At 70.8% G+C, this 16217-nt stretch carries 19 protein-coding genes; 6 read left to right on the forward strand and 13 right to left on the reverse strand.

Annotation, left to right across the window (positions count from 1 at the left end; all coding sequences use genetic code 11):
• The first annotated feature begins 149 nt into the window (after window positions 1-149).
• Genes J2Y42_RS13635 through J2Y42_RS13645 form a run of 3 tightly spaced genes read left to right on the forward strand, consistent with a single transcriptional unit; the run spans window position 150 to window position 3248 of the window.
• Window positions 150-1484, forward strand: a complete 1335-nt coding sequence (locus J2Y42_RS13635) for a sugar ABC transporter substrate-binding protein (RefSeq protein WP_020074764.1) — start codon at window positions 150-152, stop codon at window positions 1482-1484.
• Window positions 1481-2422, forward strand: a complete 942-nt coding sequence (locus J2Y42_RS13640) for a sugar ABC transporter permease (RefSeq protein WP_309859620.1) — start codon at window positions 1481-1483, stop codon at window positions 2420-2422. The genes J2Y42_RS13635 and J2Y42_RS13640 overlap by 4 nt, the downstream gene beginning before the upstream one ends.
• The gene (locus J2Y42_RS13645; RefSeq protein ID WP_309859622.1) at window positions 2415-3248 is read left to right on the forward strand and encodes a carbohydrate ABC transporter permease; all 834 of its coding nucleotides are present in this window, start codon (window positions 2415-2417) and stop codon (window positions 3246-3248) included. Before J2Y42_RS13640 ends, J2Y42_RS13645 begins: the two co-directional genes overlap by 8 nt.
• 1 nt (window position 3249) lies before the next feature.
• On the opposite strand, the gene J2Y42_RS13650 is transcribed toward J2Y42_RS13645, so the two are convergent.
• Window positions 3250-4056: an SRPBCC domain-containing protein gene (locus tag J2Y42_RS13650; RefSeq protein ID WP_309859625.1), complete on the reverse strand. Its 807-nt coding sequence runs from the start codon at window positions 4054-4056 to the stop codon at window positions 3250-3252.
• Between the two features lie 76 nt (window positions 4057-4132).
• Between J2Y42_RS13650 and J2Y42_RS13655 the strand changes: the two genes are divergently transcribed.
• The gene (locus tag J2Y42_RS13655) at window positions 4133-4600 is read left to right on the forward strand and encodes an SRPBCC domain-containing protein (RefSeq protein ID WP_089875814.1); all 468 of its coding nucleotides are present in this window, start codon (window positions 4133-4135) and stop codon (window positions 4598-4600) included.
• Window positions 4601-4627: 27 nt separating this feature from the next.
• Here the strand turns inward: J2Y42_RS13655 and J2Y42_RS13660 are convergent, their stop codons facing one another.
• Complete coding sequence (locus tag J2Y42_RS13660) at window positions 4628-5071, reverse strand: ester cyclase (RefSeq protein WP_309859630.1); 444 nt, start codon at window positions 5069-5071, stop codon at window positions 4628-4630.
• A 78-nt stretch (window positions 5072-5149) separates the two neighbouring features.
• On the opposite strand from J2Y42_RS13660, the gene J2Y42_RS13665 reads away from it, so the two are divergent.
• Entirely contained in the window at window positions 5150-5761 is a 612-nt protein-coding gene (locus J2Y42_RS13665; protein WP_309859633.1) for a TetR/AcrR family transcriptional regulator, read from the forward strand.
• Window positions 5762-5785: 24 nt separating this feature from the next.
• Here the strand turns inward: J2Y42_RS13665 and J2Y42_RS13670 are convergent, their stop codons facing one another.
• The 10 genes from J2Y42_RS13670 to J2Y42_RS13715 all read right to left on the reverse strand — a co-directional run bounded on the left by J2Y42_RS13670 (window position 5786) and on the right by J2Y42_RS13715 (window position 14192).
• Window positions 5786-6028, reverse strand: coding sequence for a hypothetical protein (locus tag J2Y42_RS13670; RefSeq protein ID WP_309859635.1), 243 nt, complete (start codon window positions 6026-6028; stop codon window positions 5786-5788).
• Between the two features lie 336 nt (window positions 6029-6364).
• Window positions 6365-6772, reverse strand: coding sequence for an arsenate reductase ArsC (locus tag J2Y42_RS13675; RefSeq protein WP_309859637.1), 408 nt, complete (start codon window positions 6770-6772; stop codon window positions 6365-6367).
• Window positions 6773-6801: 29 nt separating this feature from the next.
• A complete protein-coding gene (locus J2Y42_RS13680) occupies window positions 6802-7611 on the reverse strand; it encodes an NmrA family NAD(P)-binding protein (protein ID WP_309859641.1) in 810 nt (269 codons plus the stop codon).
• Window positions 7612-7772: 161 nt separating this feature from the next.
• Window positions 7773-9371 (reverse strand): MFS transporter, encoded by a 1599-nt coding sequence (locus tag J2Y42_RS13685; RefSeq protein WP_309859644.1) that lies wholly within the window; start codon window positions 9369-9371, stop codon window positions 7773-7775.
• Window positions 9368-10294, reverse strand: coding sequence for a DUF5996 family protein (locus J2Y42_RS13690; protein ID WP_309859648.1), 927 nt, complete (start codon window positions 10292-10294; stop codon window positions 9368-9370). The genes J2Y42_RS13685 and J2Y42_RS13690 overlap by 4 nt, the downstream gene beginning before the upstream one ends.
• Window positions 10291-10785: a MaoC family dehydratase gene (locus J2Y42_RS13695; RefSeq protein ID WP_309859650.1), complete on the reverse strand. Its 495-nt coding sequence runs from the start codon at window positions 10783-10785 to the stop codon at window positions 10291-10293. The genes J2Y42_RS13690 and J2Y42_RS13695 overlap by 4 nt, the downstream gene beginning before the upstream one ends.
• Complete coding sequence (locus J2Y42_RS13700; RefSeq protein WP_309859653.1) at window positions 10782-11747, reverse strand: alpha/beta hydrolase; 966 nt, start codon at window positions 11745-11747, stop codon at window positions 10782-10784. The genes J2Y42_RS13695 and J2Y42_RS13700 overlap by 4 nt, the downstream gene beginning before the upstream one ends.
• Before the next feature lie 18 nt (window positions 11748-11765).
• Window positions 11766-12479, reverse strand: a complete 714-nt coding sequence (locus tag J2Y42_RS13705; protein ID WP_309859657.1) for an alpha/beta hydrolase — start codon at window positions 12477-12479, stop codon at window positions 11766-11768.
• A gap of 75 nt (window positions 12480-12554) precedes the next feature.
• Window positions 12555-13478 carry a helix-turn-helix transcriptional regulator gene (locus J2Y42_RS13710; RefSeq protein WP_309859660.1) on the reverse strand — a complete coding sequence of 308 codons (924 nt, stop codon included), beginning with the start codon at window positions 13476-13478 and terminating at the stop codon, window positions 12555-12557.
• 129 nt (window positions 13479-13607) lie between these two features.
• Complete coding sequence (locus tag J2Y42_RS13715; protein WP_309859663.1) at window positions 13608-14192, reverse strand: TetR/AcrR family transcriptional regulator; 585 nt, start codon at window positions 14190-14192, stop codon at window positions 13608-13610.
• 79 nt (window positions 14193-14271) lie between these two features.
• Between J2Y42_RS13715 and J2Y42_RS13720 the strand changes: the two genes are divergently transcribed.
• Complete coding sequence (locus J2Y42_RS13720; RefSeq protein ID WP_309859665.1) at window positions 14272-15189, forward strand: AraC family transcriptional regulator; 918 nt, start codon at window positions 14272-14274, stop codon at window positions 15187-15189.
• Window positions 15190-15201: 12 nt separating this feature from the next.
• Here the strand turns inward: J2Y42_RS13720 and J2Y42_RS13725 are convergent, their stop codons facing one another.
• Window positions 15202-16197: an NAD(P)-dependent alcohol dehydrogenase gene (locus J2Y42_RS13725; RefSeq protein ID WP_309859668.1), complete on the reverse strand. Its 996-nt coding sequence runs from the start codon at window positions 16195-16197 to the stop codon at window positions 15202-15204.
• Window positions 16198-16217 lie beyond the last annotated feature (20 nt).

Below are 16217 nucleotides of genomic sequence, written 5' to 3' on the forward strand. Positions count from 1 at the left end.
GCCAGATTGCGTCGGCGTAGCACAGCGTCACACTCGCTTGCGGCAGAGCCGGGGGAGTCCCTACCGTGACGGCACTCACCATCCGGCTTTCCGTGCGTCCGGCCTTCAGCGCCCGGCACCCACCTCCGATCCCTTCCCGAGGAGCACCCATGACATCCCGACGACGTTCCGCAGCTGCGGTCGCCGCCCTCGCCGCCACCGCACTCGTGCTCGCGGGCTGCGCCGGCGCCTCGAACGGCTCCAGCGCATCCACCGCCTCCGACGGCAAGAAGTTCGCCGGTCAGACCCTGACCGTCGAGATGATCTCGTCGCACGAAGGCGCCGCCAAGTGGCTCGCCGCCGAGTTCAAGAAGGAGACCGGCGCCACCGTCAAGACCGTCATCGTTCCCTACGACGAGATCGGCTCCAAGATCGCGCTCGACCAGCAGTCCGGTGCGAACACGATCGATGCGGCGGCGCCCTGGTACGTCTCGCTCGGCGATCTCGCCGCCGACGGCGCCATCCAGGACCTCTCCTCCTGGATCAAGGACGACAAAGCGCTCGACACGTCCGACTTCATCCCGTCCATCTACGACGCGTACAGCAAGGTCGGCGACAAGCGCTACGGCCTGCCGTTCGACGGCGACACGCACGTGCTGTTCTACAACAAGGAGATCCTTGCGAGGAACGGCATCCAGGCGCCGCCGAAGACCTGGGACGAGTACCTGCAGGATGTGAAGACCATCACCGCGAACGAGTCGGCGCAGGGCGTGTACGGCGCCGCGGTCTTCGGGCAGAAGTCGCCGCTCATCCTCGGCGCCAGCTACGCCAACCGCCTCGCCGGCTTCGGCGGCGAGTTCCTCGACGAGAAGGGCAAGCCCGCGCTCGACTCCGAGGCGGCCGTGCAGGCGGCGCAGGCGCTGGTGGATGTGAACAAGTACGCGCTGCCCACGCCGGCCGAGACGGACTTCGGCGCGGGGAACAGCGCCTGGTTCGCCGGCAAGGTCGGGTTCATCGAGAACTGGACCGACCTCGGCGTCCGCTCGGAGGACGCATCCAGCGACTCGAAGGTCGCCGGCAAGTGGGGCGTCGTGACGCTGCCGACCGGTGGATCCAACACGACCTCCCGCGCATCGCTGGTCGCCGGCTTCACCTGGGTGATCACCGCCAACACCAAGAAGACCGACCTGGCCAAGGCGTTCATCCAGTTCGCGACCTCGTCGAAGGTCAACGCCCAGCTGCTCGTCGCGTCGCCGCCCACCGGGATCGACCCGAACCGGAAGAGCTCGCTGAACGACGCGACCTATGGCAAGGACTTCCCGACCATCCAGAACGTCAACAAGGCCACCCTGACCGGATCGCTCGCCTGGCCCACCGGAAAGCACGCGACGGAGCTCGCCCAGGTGCTGACGGACGGCCTCGCCAAGCTGCTCGCCGGACAGGGCGGGAGCGCCAAGCAGACGATGGACGACATCCAGAAGAAGTGGGAGAGCATCCTCAAGTGACGGAGGCCACCCTCGTCACCGACGCCGCCCCCCGGACCGCCGCGCGCACACCCGCGCGGCGAGCCCGGGCGGGCGGCGCCGGCGTGCGCCGTGCCATGGTCGCGCCGACCGTGCTCGCGACGCTCGTGCTCGGCGCGTACCCGCTCGTCTTCATCGTGCTGACCGCGCTGTCGGAGTCGTCGCTCGGCCGGCCGCTGCAGAGCTGGGTCGGCACGGCCAACCTCACCGACGCCCTCACCGACGGGGATGTGACCGCCTCGCTCGCACGCAACGTGGTCTACGCCCTGGTGGTGTCGGCGGCGAGCACCGTGCTGGGCGTCGTCACCGCGCTGGCGCTGCGCAGCGCGACCTCTCGCGGCTCGCTCAGCCGCACCCTCCTGCTGCTGCCGCTGATCACTCCGCCGGTGATCGTCGGTGTGCTCTGGAAGCTGATCTTCAACCCGTCGGGCGGGCTGCTGAACACGCTGCTGAGCCTGGTCGGGTACCACGGCCCGCCCGTCGCCGTGCTGTCGTCGCCGGGCTGGGCGCTCGTCGGGATCGGTGTGGCCGACGTGTGGGAGTGGACGCCGCTGATCGCGCTCCTCGTCTTCGCAGCACTCCTCGGACAGGACCGTGAAGTCGCCGAGGCCGCGGCGCTCGACGGTGCGCACGGGTTGCGCTTCTTCCGCAGCATCACGCTGCCCGCCATCGCGGGCACGATTGCGGCGGCCTTCCTCATCCGGCTGGTGCTCGCCTTCAAGGTGTTCGACCTCGTCTTCGTGCTGACCTCGGGAGGGCCCGGCACCTCCACGAGCATGCCCGCGTACCTGATCTACCAGGCAGCACTGCAGCAGTTCGACCTCGGCCGGTCGTCGGCCATCACACTGCTGCTCGCCGTCGTGGTGACCGTCGTGACGCTGCCGGTCATCCTCATCGCCAGGAGGCTCCACCGTGACTGACCGCCTGCTCGCCGGATCCCGCGACCGTCGGCCCATCGCCGCGGTCGTCGTGCTCGCGCTCGTGCTCGCCGGCACGCTGATCCCGATCGCGTACCTCGTCTCGGTGTCGCTGATGTCGCGCGCCGACGTCGGCGCCGGCCTCCTCGTCCCGGCACACCCGCAGCCCCAGAACTGGGTGAACGCCCTCTCCGGCGGCCTGCTGCAGAGTGTGTACAACTCCCTCGTCGCCGCCCTGGCCGGTGCGGCACTGACGCTCGTCATCGCGGTGCCTGCGGCCTGGGCGATCACCCGGTACCGTGCGGGAGGGCGCACGCTGGCGGCGACGGTGCTGAGCCCGTGGCTGCTTCCGCCGATCGTCGCGGTCATCCCGCTGTTCACGCTGCTGCGTTCCCTGTCGCTCAACAACACGCTCCCCGGACTGACCCTGGTGTACGCCCTCTCGAACGTCGCGGTCGCCGTGTGGCTGCTCGAAGGCTTCACCCGGCGCATCCCCGCCGAGCTCGACGAGGCAGCCCAGCTGGACGGCGCGGGAGGCTTCCGCGTGCTGGTCAGCATCGTCACCCCGCTGCTCGCCCCGGCGCTCGTCGCGGTCGGCATCATCGTCGCGGTGCTCAACTACAACGAGTTCCTCCTCGCCGCCTTCCTCACCCAGTCGCCGGACGCGCAGACCCTCCCGGTCGTGCTGACGCTGATGCTGGGGGAGCGGATCACCGACTACGGCAAGCTCGCGGCGGCATCGGTGATCGGACTCATCCCCGTGTTCGCCGCGGCCGCGTTCTTCCAGCGCCGGCTGGTGTCGGGGCTGACGGCCGGGTCGACGCGCTGAGTCACGCCGGGCGTGCGACGACCTCCGCCAGGGCGTCCAGCAGCTGCGTCCACCCCGGTTCGAGGCCGGCGATCATGGGTGCGATTCCAGCATCCGCGTCTGCGACCCGGATCGTGAGCTCCAAGCGGCAACGCGTCCGGCCCGACAGGGTCAGCTCGTGCACGGCGTCGAACAGCGGCTCGCCGTCGGGCCCGAGGGGCGCGAGCGTGAACTCCAGGCGGCGGCCCGGCTCTGCGGCGCTGACCGTGCCGGCCGAGGCGTAACGCGCGCCGTCCGCCTCACGCAGGCGGAGCTCGACGCGACCGGCGGGAGTCGCATCCAACTGGCTGCGCTCCACTTCGAAATGCGGGGGAGCCCACCACTGCGCGAGGAGGCGGGGGTCGGTCCAGGCCTCCCACACCTGTGCCGGAGGAGCGGGGATGGTGCGACGGAAGCGAAGGACGGTCGCGTGACCGCCCGGCTCGTCGGAGATCCGCGCCTCGGTTGCCGCTACCGCGTCTGCGTATCGCGCGAGGGCGACGTCGTCCGGAGTCGCCGTCGACAGACCGCCGAGCCAGTCGGCGACCTCGTCGAGGACCGCTCGGTTCAGGGAGGCGAGTTTGCGCCGGCCCAGCCGGTGGATACGCACCACGCCGGCAGCCTCGAGTGCCTGGAGGTGCTTGGTCGTCTGAGGCTGCAAGGCCCCGAGGACGGCGGCGACCTCGCCGACCGTGTGCGGGCGGATGGCCAGCGTCTCGATGATCCGGAACCGCGTCGGTTCTGCGAGTACCGCGAGGATCGCGTGCACCCGGTCGCTCTCGACCGCCATTCGATCCTCCGATCGATCGATGCTTGACACATTCGTCGCAACGAATATATCGTGCGATCAAACGAAGGAGCAAATCATGGAAACGATCGAACGTACCATCGCAGCCCCGGCCGAGACGGTCTGGGAATTGTGGACCACCCCGCAGGGCATCGGGCGCTGGTGGGCGCCGGACGGGTTCCGCACCGACGTGTCCGCACTCGACCTGCGGCCCGGAGGTGAGCTCGTCTACACGATGACGGCGACGGCGCCCGAGCAGGTGGCGTTCATGGAGCAGAACGGGATGCCGCTGAGTACGGAATCTCGCAAGACCTTTACGACGGTCGAGCGGCCGACACGGCTCGGGTACCGCTCCCTGATCGACTTCGTGCCCGGCCACGAGCCCTACGAGCAGCTGACCGAGATCGAGCTCGGGCCGGTCGACGGTGGGACGCGTGTGATCATGAGGGTCGAGCCGCTGCACGACGAGGTGTGGACCGAGCGGCTCCTGGCCGGCCGGGCGAACGAGCTGGACAACCTTGCCCGCCTGGTTGACACAGGGGAGTAGGTCGCCAGGCGAAGGCCGTGGCGCCGTTCACTGCGGCTGAGGAACCTCGATACGGCCGAGCTGGAGCAGGATCGCGAAGCGGTCGGGCACACCCCAGTGCTCGACGATCCGCCCCTCGGCGACCCGCGCCACATCGATGACGGTGAAGTGCACCGGCCGCCCGGTCGGCGCCCCGAGGAAGGGCCCCGTGTTGGTTCCCGCACCTTCGGCGCGCACCCAGACGATGTCGTCACGTTGGGCCCAGTCCCCGATGGTGAATCGGAGGTCCGGGAAGGCGGTGTGCACGTCGGTCATTCCCTTCTTGACCTTGGCGATGGCGTCGGCGCCGGTCCCGGAGAGCCCGAGCTGGTGTTCGACGAGGTCGGGGGAGCAGAGCTCGTCGACGATGTCGGTGCGGCCGCCGGCGAATCCCTCGTGGAGCATCCGCTCCAGGAGGACGACCCCGGCCGGTTCTGTGTCTGTGGTGATCATGGGAGAACTCCTTCGTCTGCACCTTGACTGCGGTCAGTGCAGTGACACTGCATTGACTGCACCATTAGTATCGATCTCGTGAACGCCGACGTCAAGACCGCATCCTCCTACCGGCAGGAGCAGGCGCTTCAGACGCGCCTCCGCATCGCGTCGGCCGCCCAGACGTTGTTCGCTCGCGACGGGTATGCGGTGACCAGCATCGAGGCGATCGCCCGGGAGGCCGGCGTCGGCACCCGGACCGTCTACGCCGCCTACGGGGCCAAGCGCGAGATCCTCAACGTGATCTGCGAGCGCTGGCTGGAGCGGGCGCGCGCCCGCGAACTCGCCCGCGAGATCCTCGAACTGCCGGAGCCGGGAGAGCGGATGGCGGGAGCGGCCCGCTGGCTGACCGTGCTGTACTCGACCGATTTCGACGTCGTGCGCATCCTCGATTCCGCTCTGGACGAGGATGCCGAGACTCAGGCCCTGCTGCGCTCGAAGCTCCGCGCGCGCAATCGCGTGATGGACAGCCTGATCGCCTCCGTGGAGGACGCGCTGGTCGTTCCCCTGGCCGAGGCCCAGGCGGTGTACCGGGCGTTCGCCGCGAGCGGTGTCTACCTCGAGCTGGTCGTCAATGCCGGATGGACGCCGGAGCACTTCGAGCAGTGGCTGGCGGCCACCCTGGAGGGCCAGCTGCTCGGGATGCGGTAGCCGGGCTGCGTGTCGCCTGCGCGGTCAGTGGCTGCGCGGGTCGCTCGGACCGCCCCGCGTGCCTTTGTGAGCCTCCTCGATGATCCGGACGTCGTGCACGGTGACGCTCTCGGTCATCAGCAGGTCGAGCGACGTGACGAACAGCCGCCCGATCTCCTCGGGGGTGAACTCGGGTCCGGGAATGTCGGCGCGGAACCCCTGCGCCTGCAATCCGCCCTCGTTCGAGAATGTCACCTCGGCGTCGAACACCGCGCGATACTGCGTCATCGTCCGCTCATCCCTCTCGCCGCTAGCCGTCACGCAGAGCGTAACCGGCATCCGCCGACGAAAACGGAGGACATCCCGCGGCGCGGTCCGGCGCGGCTGAAACGGAGGACATCCCGCGGCCCGGACGGGCGGACATCCTCCGTTCCGGCACGGCGACGGCGTGTCGCCGCGGGATCTCCTCCGTTTCCGACCGCGCCGCGAACGACAATTCGAGCGTACGAAACGGAGGAGATTCGGCCGTCTGACCCCGCGAAACGCCGCAAACGGAGGGGATGCGGCCGAGCGTGACCGGCATCCCCTCCGTTTCGACGAGGTCGGCCGGGAGCGCGCGACCGGTCAGCCGGCGGGCAGCAGCTCCGCGATGAGGGCCTCGACGCGCCGCTTGATGTCGTCGCGCACCGGGCGAACCTGCTCCACCGGGAGACCGGCGGGGTCGGTGAGGTCCCAGTCCTCGTAGCGCTTGCCCGGGAAGATCGGGCAGGTGTCACCGCATCCCATCGTGATCACCACGTCGGACTCGCGCACGGCGTCCGTCGTGAGGATCTGCGGCGTGTTCCCGGCGATGTCGATGCCCTCCTCGGCCATCACGTCGACGGCCGCGGGGTTGAGGCGGTCGGCGGGCTCGGAGCCGGCGGACAGCACCTCCACGCGGCCCCCGGACAGCTCGCGGAGGTATCCGGCGGCCATCTGGGAGCGTCCCGCGTTGTGCACACAGACGAACAGCACGGTGGGGCGGTCGGACACGGCGGCCTCGCATTCTCTCGGTACCCGAATCATAGATGACCGTCGATGTCTTCGACCACGCTCGCGGCGACCGTCCCGACCCTGCGCGGCGCGCGTCCGAGCAGCCGACGGAGATCGTCCGTCTCGTGCGCGAGCACCCCCGCGGCCGCCGCGGCGTGCAACGGACCGAACGGACCCGTATCGGCCACGGACACATCCCGGTGTGCGACGGGCCGGCCGAGCAGACCGCTCAGGATGCGGGCGAGTTCCTCGTAGGTCCACGCCGGCCCACGCAGCTCCCACAGCTGCTCACCGGGCGGGTCGGCGACCGCTCGCGCGGCGGCTTCTGCGAGGTCGGCGATGGATGCGGTGGCCAGCGGTCGGGATGCGGTGGCCGACCCGATCCATCCGCTCGCCGCCTGTTCGACTGCGGCCGTGACGAACGGCTCCGTGTAGAACCCGTTGCGCAGGATCGTCGCCCCGCCGCGTTCGTGCAGGGTCGCCTCCGTCGCCGCATGCGCCGGGTCATGGTCGCCGCCGTGGACGCTGGTGTAGAGGACGTGCTCGAGCGAGGCCGCAGCGGCGAGCACCGCGCGGTGCTGCCGGAGTCGCTCATCCGGATCGAGCATGGGACTCGAGACGAACAGCAGGCGGTCGATGCCGCGGAAGGCCGTGGCGAGGCCCGCGGGATCGGCGTAGTCGGCGCGTCGCGCATCCACTCCGATCCGCCGCAGCCGGTCGGCCGCCTCGTCGGACCGGACGAGCGCATGCACCTCCTCGGCGGGGTGGAGGGCGAGCAGGGATCGGACGGCCGCGCCGCCGAGACGACCGGACGCGCCGGTGATGAGGATGTGGGTCATTGCGTGCTCCTGAAGAGTCGACGAGAAGGGTTTCCGGGGCGGGGGAGTCGAGGACTCCCGGCCGTCACGAGACCGTCGTCGCGCGCACGCGCGGGAAGGCTGCCGTCAGGCGCCTGCGGGGATCACGGTGTGAGAAATCATCCGCCGCCGAGGCTATCGCATCACGGAGCGTGGAAGTAGTGCCGCTCCACCGGCTCGGTGCTGCTCAACGCGCGCGCCGCCTCCCAGAGTTCCCGGTCGCGTCCGGTGAAGCGCTGCGTCCGTTGCCGGGTGAACTCGCCCCAGGAGGGGACGAGGAACGTCTCCAGCATGGTGTCCGGGTGGTCGCCACTGCGGTACAGCCGCCAGCGGTAGCCGCCGGTGCGTCTACGGGAGTCGGCCACCAGCCGGATGGCCCGCTCGAACGCGGCGCGGTCGGCGTCGCTCACGCGGTACGACATCTCGATCAGCACAGGTCCGTCGGTCGGGTCGGGTTCGAAGACGAGCATCGGCTCGGGCCACGAGTTCGCGATGGTCCGGTCGATGGTCGCCGTCCCCGGGAGCAGCGGGAGCGGACGCACGCTGACCGCCACGACGACCAGCAGGACGGCCGAGATCACGAGCGCCGTGGTGGTACCGGCCGCCTGCGCCAGCACGCCGAACAGGAACGACCCGATCGCCATCGCGCCCATGAAGAACAGGATGTAGACGGCGACCGCCCGCGACCGCACCCACTGCGGGAGCGTCAACTGCAGGGCGGCGTTGAGGACGGTGAGCGTGCCGATCCAGGCGAGCCCGGCCACCACGAGCACGACGAGCGCCACGACGAACGGCGCGAACGCGGCGGCGACCGTGCCCAACGCGAAGAGGAAGGCACTCGCCGAAATCACGACGTTGTCGCTGAACCGCTTCCGGGCGACGGGCAGCAGGAAGACGCCCGCGACGGCGCCGACGCCCAGCGCGCCGAGCAGCAGGCCGTATCCACTCGAATCGAGCCCCAGGCGGGTCGCCGTGAGCGGCAGCAGGGCCCAGAGCGCGCTGGCCGGGAAGGCGAACAGCACCGAGCGGAGAAGGATGCGCCGCACGAGGTGCGCCGACAGCGTGTACCGGACGCCCGCGCGCAGAGCCGGGCCGAACCGCTCGCGGTCGTCGAGGCCGGGCTGCGGCGGCCGGCGCCACCACATCAGCGCGGCGACGGCTCCGAGGAAGCTGACGGCGTTGATCCCGAACACCACCGGCGTCCCGAACAGCGACAGCACGACGCCGGCCAGCGCCGGCCCGATCGCCCGAGCGCCGTTCACGGTCACGCCGCCGAGCGCGGCGGCCGCGACCACCTGCTCACGGGGGACCAACTCCGGCTGGATCGCCTGCCAGGCGGGCGAGGTCAGGGTGGATGCGACCCCGAGCAGCAGCGTGAACCCGAGCAGCGTCGGCGCAGTGAGACCACCGGCCGCGGCGACGACCGTGAGCGCGATGGCGAGCACGGCACTGGCCGCCGACCCCCAGATCAGCAGTTCGCGGCGGTCGAACGAGTCGGCGAGCACGCCCGCCGGGAGCGAGAACACCACCGCCGGGAGCAGGCTCGCCGTCTGCACCAGCGCGATCACCACGCTGTCCGCATGCGATTCGACCAGGAACCACTGGGCGCCGACGGTCTGCATCCACGTCCCGATGTTGCTGCCGAGCTGCGCGAACCACAGCACGCGGAACACCGAGATCGCCAGCGGCGCCCAGGGGGAGAGGGATGCGGCCGGCGCCGTCTTGCTCGCGGGTGCGGTCATCGCGCGGTCACGTCAGGTGCTACCTCGGCATCCGGCACCGGCCACCGCCCGAGGTCGGCGGCGGCCCGGTACGTCGCCTCGAGGAAGTCGCGGACCAACCCCTCCGGGTCGTCCGCGCGCCGGACGTTCTCGTACGGCAGCAGGAACTCGCCCAGCTCGTCGCTGTAGAACGCCCCCTCGGGCATCGGCGTCTGCTCGAACCCCTCCGGCGCGGGGTACGCGTACGAGTAGAAGGCGCCCTCGGCTCCTCCGCCCGGCCAGAATCCCGCACTGCTCAGCTCGCGGGAGTAGCCCTCCAGCATGACGCTGTCCGGGCAGTTCGGCGCGCCCCCGGGATGCGGCGGTGCGGTCCGTCCCGAGAACCGGGTGACCGCCAGATCCATCGCACCCCAGAAGTAGTGCACCGGGCTCACCTTGCCCGTGAAGCCCGAGCGGAACTCCAGCAGCATCCGCTGGGCGTCGATGAGCTGCCGCCAGAACGCCTGCGCCTGCTCCGGCTCGTACGTGCAGTGCTCGGTGTCCTCGGCGAACGGGATGGCCACGGCCACCTCGTTGGGGACCGCGTGGATGTCGACGGTCACTCCGAGGTCGGCGAGCGCCTCCCGCGTCGCGGCGTAGAACGTGGCGACCGAGTGCCCGGCCAGCGGGAAGCGGCGCAGCCCGCCGTCGCTGGTGCGCAGCACGAGCTCGTGGTCGACGAAGTCGAACTCGATGTCGAGGATCCGCGACGGGAGGGGGATGGGGCCGGTGCCGAGCCCGCGGGCGCTCGGATACAGCGTGACGTGCCACCAGTGGTTGATGGGCGGCGTCAGCGCCATCCGGATCTTCCCGACGACCTGCGTCCACATGTGGAGCGTGTCGCGCGTCGCGACCCAGCTGTCGACGGGGAGCTGCACCCGCGGCTCGGCGACCGGCGCCATCATCCCTCCGCCGGCTGCGGAGTCCGCCGCAACAGGTAGGTGTGCTCGCCGGAGAGAACGACCTCCGACCGCTGATTGTGCACGGTCACCGCCGCGGTGACGATTCCGTTGGGGCCATCCGGTGTCAAGGCGGTGATCTCCAGTTGCGAGTAGAGGGTGTCGCCGGCGTGGACCTCCTCGAGGAAGCGCGCCGAGAGCCCGGTGAACGCGATGAATACCTCTCCGATGATATGCGGGAACAGAGTCGCCCCCGGAGCGGTGAAAGCGAGTACCTGCAGGCCGTGCACGACCGGAGCGCTGTGGCCGTGCGCCTTCGCCCACACCTCGTCGTAGTGCACCGGGTGGTTGTCGGCCGACACGGCCTGGAACGCCGATGCGTGCGCGTCGGTGACCGTGCGGCTCGGCGCCCGGAACACCTCGCCGACCGTCAGCTGCTCGAACGTGCGCGGTTCGACGATGGCGAAGTCGAGCGGATCGAAGGTCCCGCCGCTCATGCCGCGAGCCAGTCGCTCAGGAAGGCGACCGCCTGCGCGACGGCCGCACGCGCCTGCGGGGTGTCGTGCATGCTGTTGACCATCACGAAGTCGTGGATGATGCCCTCGTACCGCACACCCGTGACCGTCACACCCGCGCGGCGGAGCTTGGCTGCGTACGCCTCGCCCTCGTCGCGGAGCACATCGCACTCCGCGTTGATGACGAGAGCGGGCGGAAGCCCGGTGAGCTGCTCCTCGGTCGCCCGCAGCGGTGAGACGGTGATGCTCGCTCGCTCGTCGGCGCTCGTCGTGTACTGGTCCCAGTACCAGCGCATCGCATCCCGGGTGAGCCAGTAGCCGTCGGCGAACTCCTGGTACGAGGCGTCGTCGAAGGCCGCATCCGTCACGGGATAGAACAGCACCTGACCCCGGAACGCGACGTCGCCGCGCTCCTTCGCCATCAGCGTGAGGGCGATCGCCATGTTGCCGCCGACGGAGTCGCCGGCGATCGCCATGCGGGTGCCGTCGAGCTCTTCGTCGGCACCGTGCTCGACGACCCACTTCGCCACGGTGTACGACTGCTCGTTCGCGACCGGATAGCGGACGTCGGGGGAGCGCGTGTACTCGGGGAACACGACCGCGGCCCCCGTGCCGACCGCGAGGTCGCGGACCAGGCGGTCGTGGGTGTGCGCATCGCCGAACACCCAGCCGGCGCCGTGCGTGTACAGCACGACCGGAAGGGGGCCGGACGCGCCCTGCGGCCGGACGATCCGCACAGGAACGGAGCCGGTCGGACCGCCGTCGACGGTGATCCACTTCTCCTCGACGGCGGGCTTCGCGATCTCGGAGTCCTGCACCTGGTCGACCGCCTTCCTGCCCTCCTCCGGCGGGAGCTGGTAGAGGAAGGGCGGGTTCGCGGTGGCCTCGCAGAACGCCTGCGCGGCGGCCTCGAGTGCGTAGCCGTGCGGGTTGGCTGTCGCCATGCTGGTCGCTCCCGTCGCTCAGGCCAACTCGGCGGCGGCGTCGGCGATGACCTTCGCCACCTCGGCGGGGTGGGACCGCATCACCAGGTGCGGCGCGTCGATCTCGATCACCGAGCGCAGCCCGGCCCGCTTGTAGCCGAAGCGCTCGACGTCCGGGTTGATGGTGTGGTCGGCCGACGAGACGATGCCCCATCCCGGCTTGGTCTTCCAGGCCGCGACCGGGGCGGTCTCGCTGAACGCCAGTGCGGCGAGCGGACGCTGCGACGCGGCGAGCACCTCGCTGACCTCGCGGTCGATGCCGGCGGCGAACACGTCCGGGAACGCATCCACCTTCACCGACACGTCGGTCCCTGGCTCGGAGCCCTCGATGGGGAACGGCGTGTAGACCAGGTTGGCGGCGAGGTCGGAGTCCGGGAAGCCGCCCTGCAGCTGCCCGAGGCTCTCGCCCTCGTCGAGTGCGTATCCCGAGATGTAGACGAGACCGACGACGTTGTCCGCCGCACCGGCGACGGTGATCACCGCACCGCCGTAGGAGTGGCCCGCCAGGATCACAGGGCCCTCGATCTGCTCGACGACCGAGCGGATGTACGCCGAGTCGCCGAGGAGGCTGCGGTTCGGGACCGCGGGAACGCGCACCGTGTGGCCCTGGTCGAGCAGGATGCGGGTGACGGGAGCGAAGCTCGCCGCGTCGGCGAAGGCTCCGTGGACGAGGACGATGGTGGGTGTGGCCATGACGCCGATCCTTTCGTTGGGGTTCGATCGCCACGCTAAGAGGGGCACGGAAGCCGTGTCGTGGCCCTCTCGGGGTCACCGTCCGAGGCCCGGCTCGTCCTCGATCAGCTCGTCCGGGGTCGGAACGGCGACGTCGGCGGAGTCGAGGGCGCGATCGACCCGCAGCCTCGCCTGGAGGTACTCGATCGCCGCGGCCGCCGGGGAGCCGGGGTCGCCGAAGAACGTCGTCAGGTGCTGGCCGCCACCAGGAACCTCGAACGTCTGCCAGCGGAACGGGATGTAGTCGAACGGCTCGATGTGCACGAGCGCGACGCCGCGCCGCTGCGGGCGCGCTTCGTGGCTCGCCCAGACGTCGCGGAAGTCTTTGGAGCGCGAGGACAGTGCGGCGACGAGCAGCTGCAGCCGCGGGTCGTCGGGTTCTGCGTGGTAGCGGAGGCTGGCGACGGCCCCGCGCACCGCCCGCTGCCAGTAGGGCCGTCGGTCGTCGCCCGCCGCCAGGGCTGCGTCGACGATCGCCTCGACCATGTTCGCGCCGGGCGGCAGGGACAGCGGGATGAACGCGCGGCCCAGCTGGTTCACGGCCAACACGTCCTGGTTGCGGTCGACCACGTACGCGGGCGCCATCGTCCACTGGTCGAGGAGGACGTTCACGTTGTCCAGCACGTCGGCCCGAGTCCCGCTGAGGGCCGGCGGGCAGTCGGCGGTGTGCCGGGCGGGGACCGTCTGCCCGGCGAGCCGGAACAGGTACACCGTCGCGTCGGCGTCGAGCTGCAGCGCGCGGCCGAGCGCGAGCAGCACCTGCGGCGACGGCTGGTGGTCGCGTCCCTGCTCCAGCCGCAGGTAGTACTCGGGGCTGATGCCGGCCATTCCGGCCACCTCCTGGCGGCGGAGGCCACGCACGCGGCGGCGTGGTTCGGAGCGGAGGCCGACGTCCTCCGGCAGCAGGGCGTCGCGGCGGGCGCGGAGGTAGGCGCCGAGGGCGGCGTTGGAGTCGCTCATGTGCGGAGGGTCCTGTCGTGGAGGCGCCGTACTGGATTCACCACTCCAGATTGTCTCAGATGCGCGCGAAGCTTCGCCAGGTCTGCACGATGAGCCGATTTCCGCCCGCGACGGCGGCGCCGTTACGGCTCAGGCAGCCTGCAGAGCCGGCGCCAGGTGGGCGAGCGACGAATCCGCGATGCTCGCCAGCCGTTCCGGGTCGTCCTCGACACGGCTGAACTGGATGAGTCCCTGCGAGACGAGCACAATCTCGGCCGCGAGTGTCGCACGGCCGTCCTCCGGGATGCCGTCGCGAGCGAGTCGCTCGTCGACGAGCTGCTCCATGGCGGCGATGGCGCGAGCGCAGACCGCCGCCACCTCGGGCCAGTCGCGGCCGAGTTCAGCGAGGCTGTTCAGCATCAGGCACCCCCAGCTGGGCTGATGCGCGGCGCAATCCGCGACCACAGCGCGGAAGAAGAGCCGTACGGCCTCCTCCGCGGTGGCGCCGTCGGCCATCGCATGCCGCACGATGTCCACCCGGCTCTCGCAGTAGCGCTCGAACAGCAGAAGGAACAGCTCGGGCTTCGAGCCGTACGCGGCGTAGATGCTGCCGTTGCCGACACCGGCCGCCTCGGCCAGGTCGGACATCGCGGTCGCGGTGTACCCCTTCTGCCAGAACACGGCAGTGCTGCGCGCGAGAAACGCATCCTCGTCAAACTCTCGACGGCGAGCCATTGGTCGAGCCTAGCAATCGGGATCGTGGAGGCGGAAGCGCGGCCGGCGTGCGATCCTGGCTACGACGACCCCTGGAGGGATGATGCGACTGCCGACCGACCCGACCTGCGTCCTCGTGCAGATGCGCGCGACGACGCACGCCGAGACCGCGGTCTATCGACGCATGCACCGCCACTCGTTCGGTCACGTCGGGGTATCGCAGATCGCATCCGTCGCACAGAGCGTCGAGGCGCGCCTGGAGGAAGTGCCCGTTCGGGCGATGGAGAGCACCCAGCTGCAGTTGGTGCACACCGGCAGCCTCATCCTCGAGCAGGACGGCACGCAGACGCGTTTCGGCGCGGGGGAGCTGGCGATGTACGACGCGAGCCGACCCTTCTCCTTCGTCTATCCGGACGAGTTCCGGACGACGATCGTTCAGGTCCCGACCGTCCTGCTCTCCGCACGCGGGGTGCTCCCGGACTCGCTCGATGCGCGGTCGGTGGACGCCGCGTCCACAGGTCGCCGCGAGCTCGAGGGGCTGCTGCGCGGTTCCGTCGGGCGCGGTGTCCGGCCGGCCGACGATCCGGTGTCGCTGTCCTCGCGGATCGTGCGCGCGGCGCGGCTTATCGTCGACGAGGAGCTGGGCGCCGCGCGCGAGCGGAACGCTCCGGCGGCCCAGTTGGTACGGGAGGCGACGGACCTGCTCCACCGCGAGTACGCCGACCCCGGACTGACCGCTGCCGCCGTCGCTGCGCGTCTCCACGTGTCGCTGCGGACCCTCTTCGCCGCGTTCGAAGACGCGGGCGTCTCTCTTTCAGCGACCCTGCGCCGGGTGCGGCTCGGGGCCGCTGAACGTCTTCTGCTCACGACCCGGCTGCCGGTCTCCGAGGTGGCGCACGCCGTCGGCTACGCGGACGTCACCGCCTTCATCCGCGCCTGGAAGACCGCCACCGGATGGACGCCCGCCCGGTGGCGACGGCTCAGGACCGGCTGGGCCGCCGCGGACGAGCGCGGCTGACCGCACCGCCGGTCACGGCACGACGACGACTTTGCCCCGCGCGCGTCCCTCGCCGATGTGCGCCACCGCGGCGGCCGTCTCCTCGAGGGGATACGCGGTGTCGATGACGGGCCGGAAGGATCCGTCTTCGAGCAGCCGGGCCAGCTCGCGCAGGTCCTCCGGCCGCTCGCGCGCGATGAGGCCGACGAGGCGCTGCTTCGTGAAGCGGTCGAGCATCCCGGCCGCCGCCGTCCGTTGGATGCCGCCGAGCAGCGGGCCACCGGATTCGCCGCCGACGAGCACGACCGAGCCGGCGGGGCTCAGGATGCCGCGCAGCGCGGTGAGCGGGCGGTTGCCGGCGGTGTCGATGATGGCGTCGTAGACCCGGCCGAGCGTCAGGATGTCGGTCGTCGTGTAGTCGACGACGTCGTGCGCGCCGAGGGAGCGGACGAGTTCCGCCTTCGGTCCGCTGCAGACCCCGGTCACCTGGGCTCCGCGGGCCGCTGCGAGCTGGACCGCGATGTGGCCGACGCCGCCGGCCGCACCGATGACGAGCACGCGGTCGCCCGCGCCGACACCGCTCGCGGTGACAGCCTGCAGTGCCGTCACGGCGGAGATCGGCACGGCCGCGGCCTCCTCGAAACCGATGCCGGGCGGCACGGCCACGAGGTCGTCCGCCGGCGCGACGACGAACTCCGCCAGGGCGCCGTCCGCCGACCCGAACACGGCCTCCCCGACCCGCCAGGCGGTCTGCGAGCCGGCGCCGACCTCCTCGACCACTCCGGCGAACCCGAGACCGCGCACGCGTGCCTTCGGGCCGCGCCAGCCGAATCCGATCGCGCGCATCAGGTACGGCCGGCCGGTCGTGAGATGCCAGGTGCCCGCATCCACCCCGGCCGCACGCACGCGCACCAGCACCTGGTTCTCGCCGGGCACCGGCACGGGGATGCGCTCGACGCGCAGCGCGCTCGGCGGTCCGTAGGCGTCCTGGGTGACGGCCCGCATCGTGCGGCCCTCGTTCGTGTCCATCGGGATCTCCTGTCTCAGTC

Origin of the sequence: Leifsonia sp. 1010 (assembly GCF_031455295.1) — a bacterium.
Lineage (GTDB): Bacteria > Actinomycetota > Actinomycetes > Actinomycetales > Microbacteriaceae > Leifsonia.

Coding starts and splice junctions, on each gene's coding strand:
- J2Y42_RS13695 (WP_309859650.1), bottom strand. CDS start 10,785: ATGAGCGGCGGGACCTTCGATCCGCTCGACTTCGCCATCGTCGAACCG.
- J2Y42_RS13660 (WP_309859630.1), bottom strand. CDS start 5,071: ATGATCACCACAGACACAGAACCGGCCGGGGTCGTCCTCCTGGAGCGG.
- J2Y42_RS13670 (WP_309859635.1), bottom strand. CDS start 6,028: ATGACGCAGTATCGCGCGGTGTTCGACGCCGAGGTGACATTCTCGAAC.
- J2Y42_RS13715 (WP_309859663.1), bottom strand. CDS start 14,192: ATGGCTCGCCGTCGAGAGTTTGACGAGGATGCGTTTCTCGCGCGCAGC.
- J2Y42_RS13690 (WP_309859648.1), bottom strand. CDS start 10,294: ATGATGGCGCCGGTCGCCGAGCCGCGGGTGCAGCTCCCCGTCGACAGC.
- J2Y42_RS13685 (WP_309859644.1), bottom strand. CDS start 9,371: ATGACCGCACCCGCGAGCAAGACGGCGCCGGCCGCATCCCTCTCCCCC.
- J2Y42_RS13705 (WP_309859657.1), bottom strand. CDS start 12,479: ATGGCCACACCCACCATCGTCCTCGTCCACGGAGCCTTCGCCGACGCG.
- J2Y42_RS13710 (WP_309859660.1), bottom strand. CDS start 13,478: ATGAGCGACTCCAACGCCGCCCTCGGCGCCTACCTCCGCGCCCGCCGC.
- J2Y42_RS13650 (WP_309859625.1), bottom strand. CDS start 4,056: ATGGCGGTCGAGAGCGACCGGGTGCACGCGATCCTCGCGGTACTCGCA.
- J2Y42_RS13700 (WP_309859653.1), bottom strand. CDS start 11,747: ATGGCGACAGCCAACCCGCACGGCTACGCACTCGAGGCCGCCGCGCAG.
- J2Y42_RS13655 (WP_089875814.1), top strand. CDS start 4,133: ATGGAAACGATCGAACGTACCATCGCAGCCCCGGCCGAGACGGTCTGG.
- J2Y42_RS13720 (WP_309859665.1), top strand. CDS start 14,272: ATGATGCGACTGCCGACCGACCCGACCTGCGTCCTCGTGCAGATGCGC.
- J2Y42_RS13725 (WP_309859668.1), bottom strand. CDS start 16,197: ATGGACACGAACGAGGGCCGCACGATGCGGGCCGTCACCCAGGACGCC.
- J2Y42_RS13680 (WP_309859641.1), bottom strand. CDS start 7,611: ATGACCCACATCCTCATCACCGGCGCGTCCGGTCGTCTCGGCGGCGCG.
- J2Y42_RS13635 (WP_020074764.1), top strand. CDS start 150: ATGACATCCCGACGACGTTCCGCAGCTGCGGTCGCCGCCCTCGCCGCC.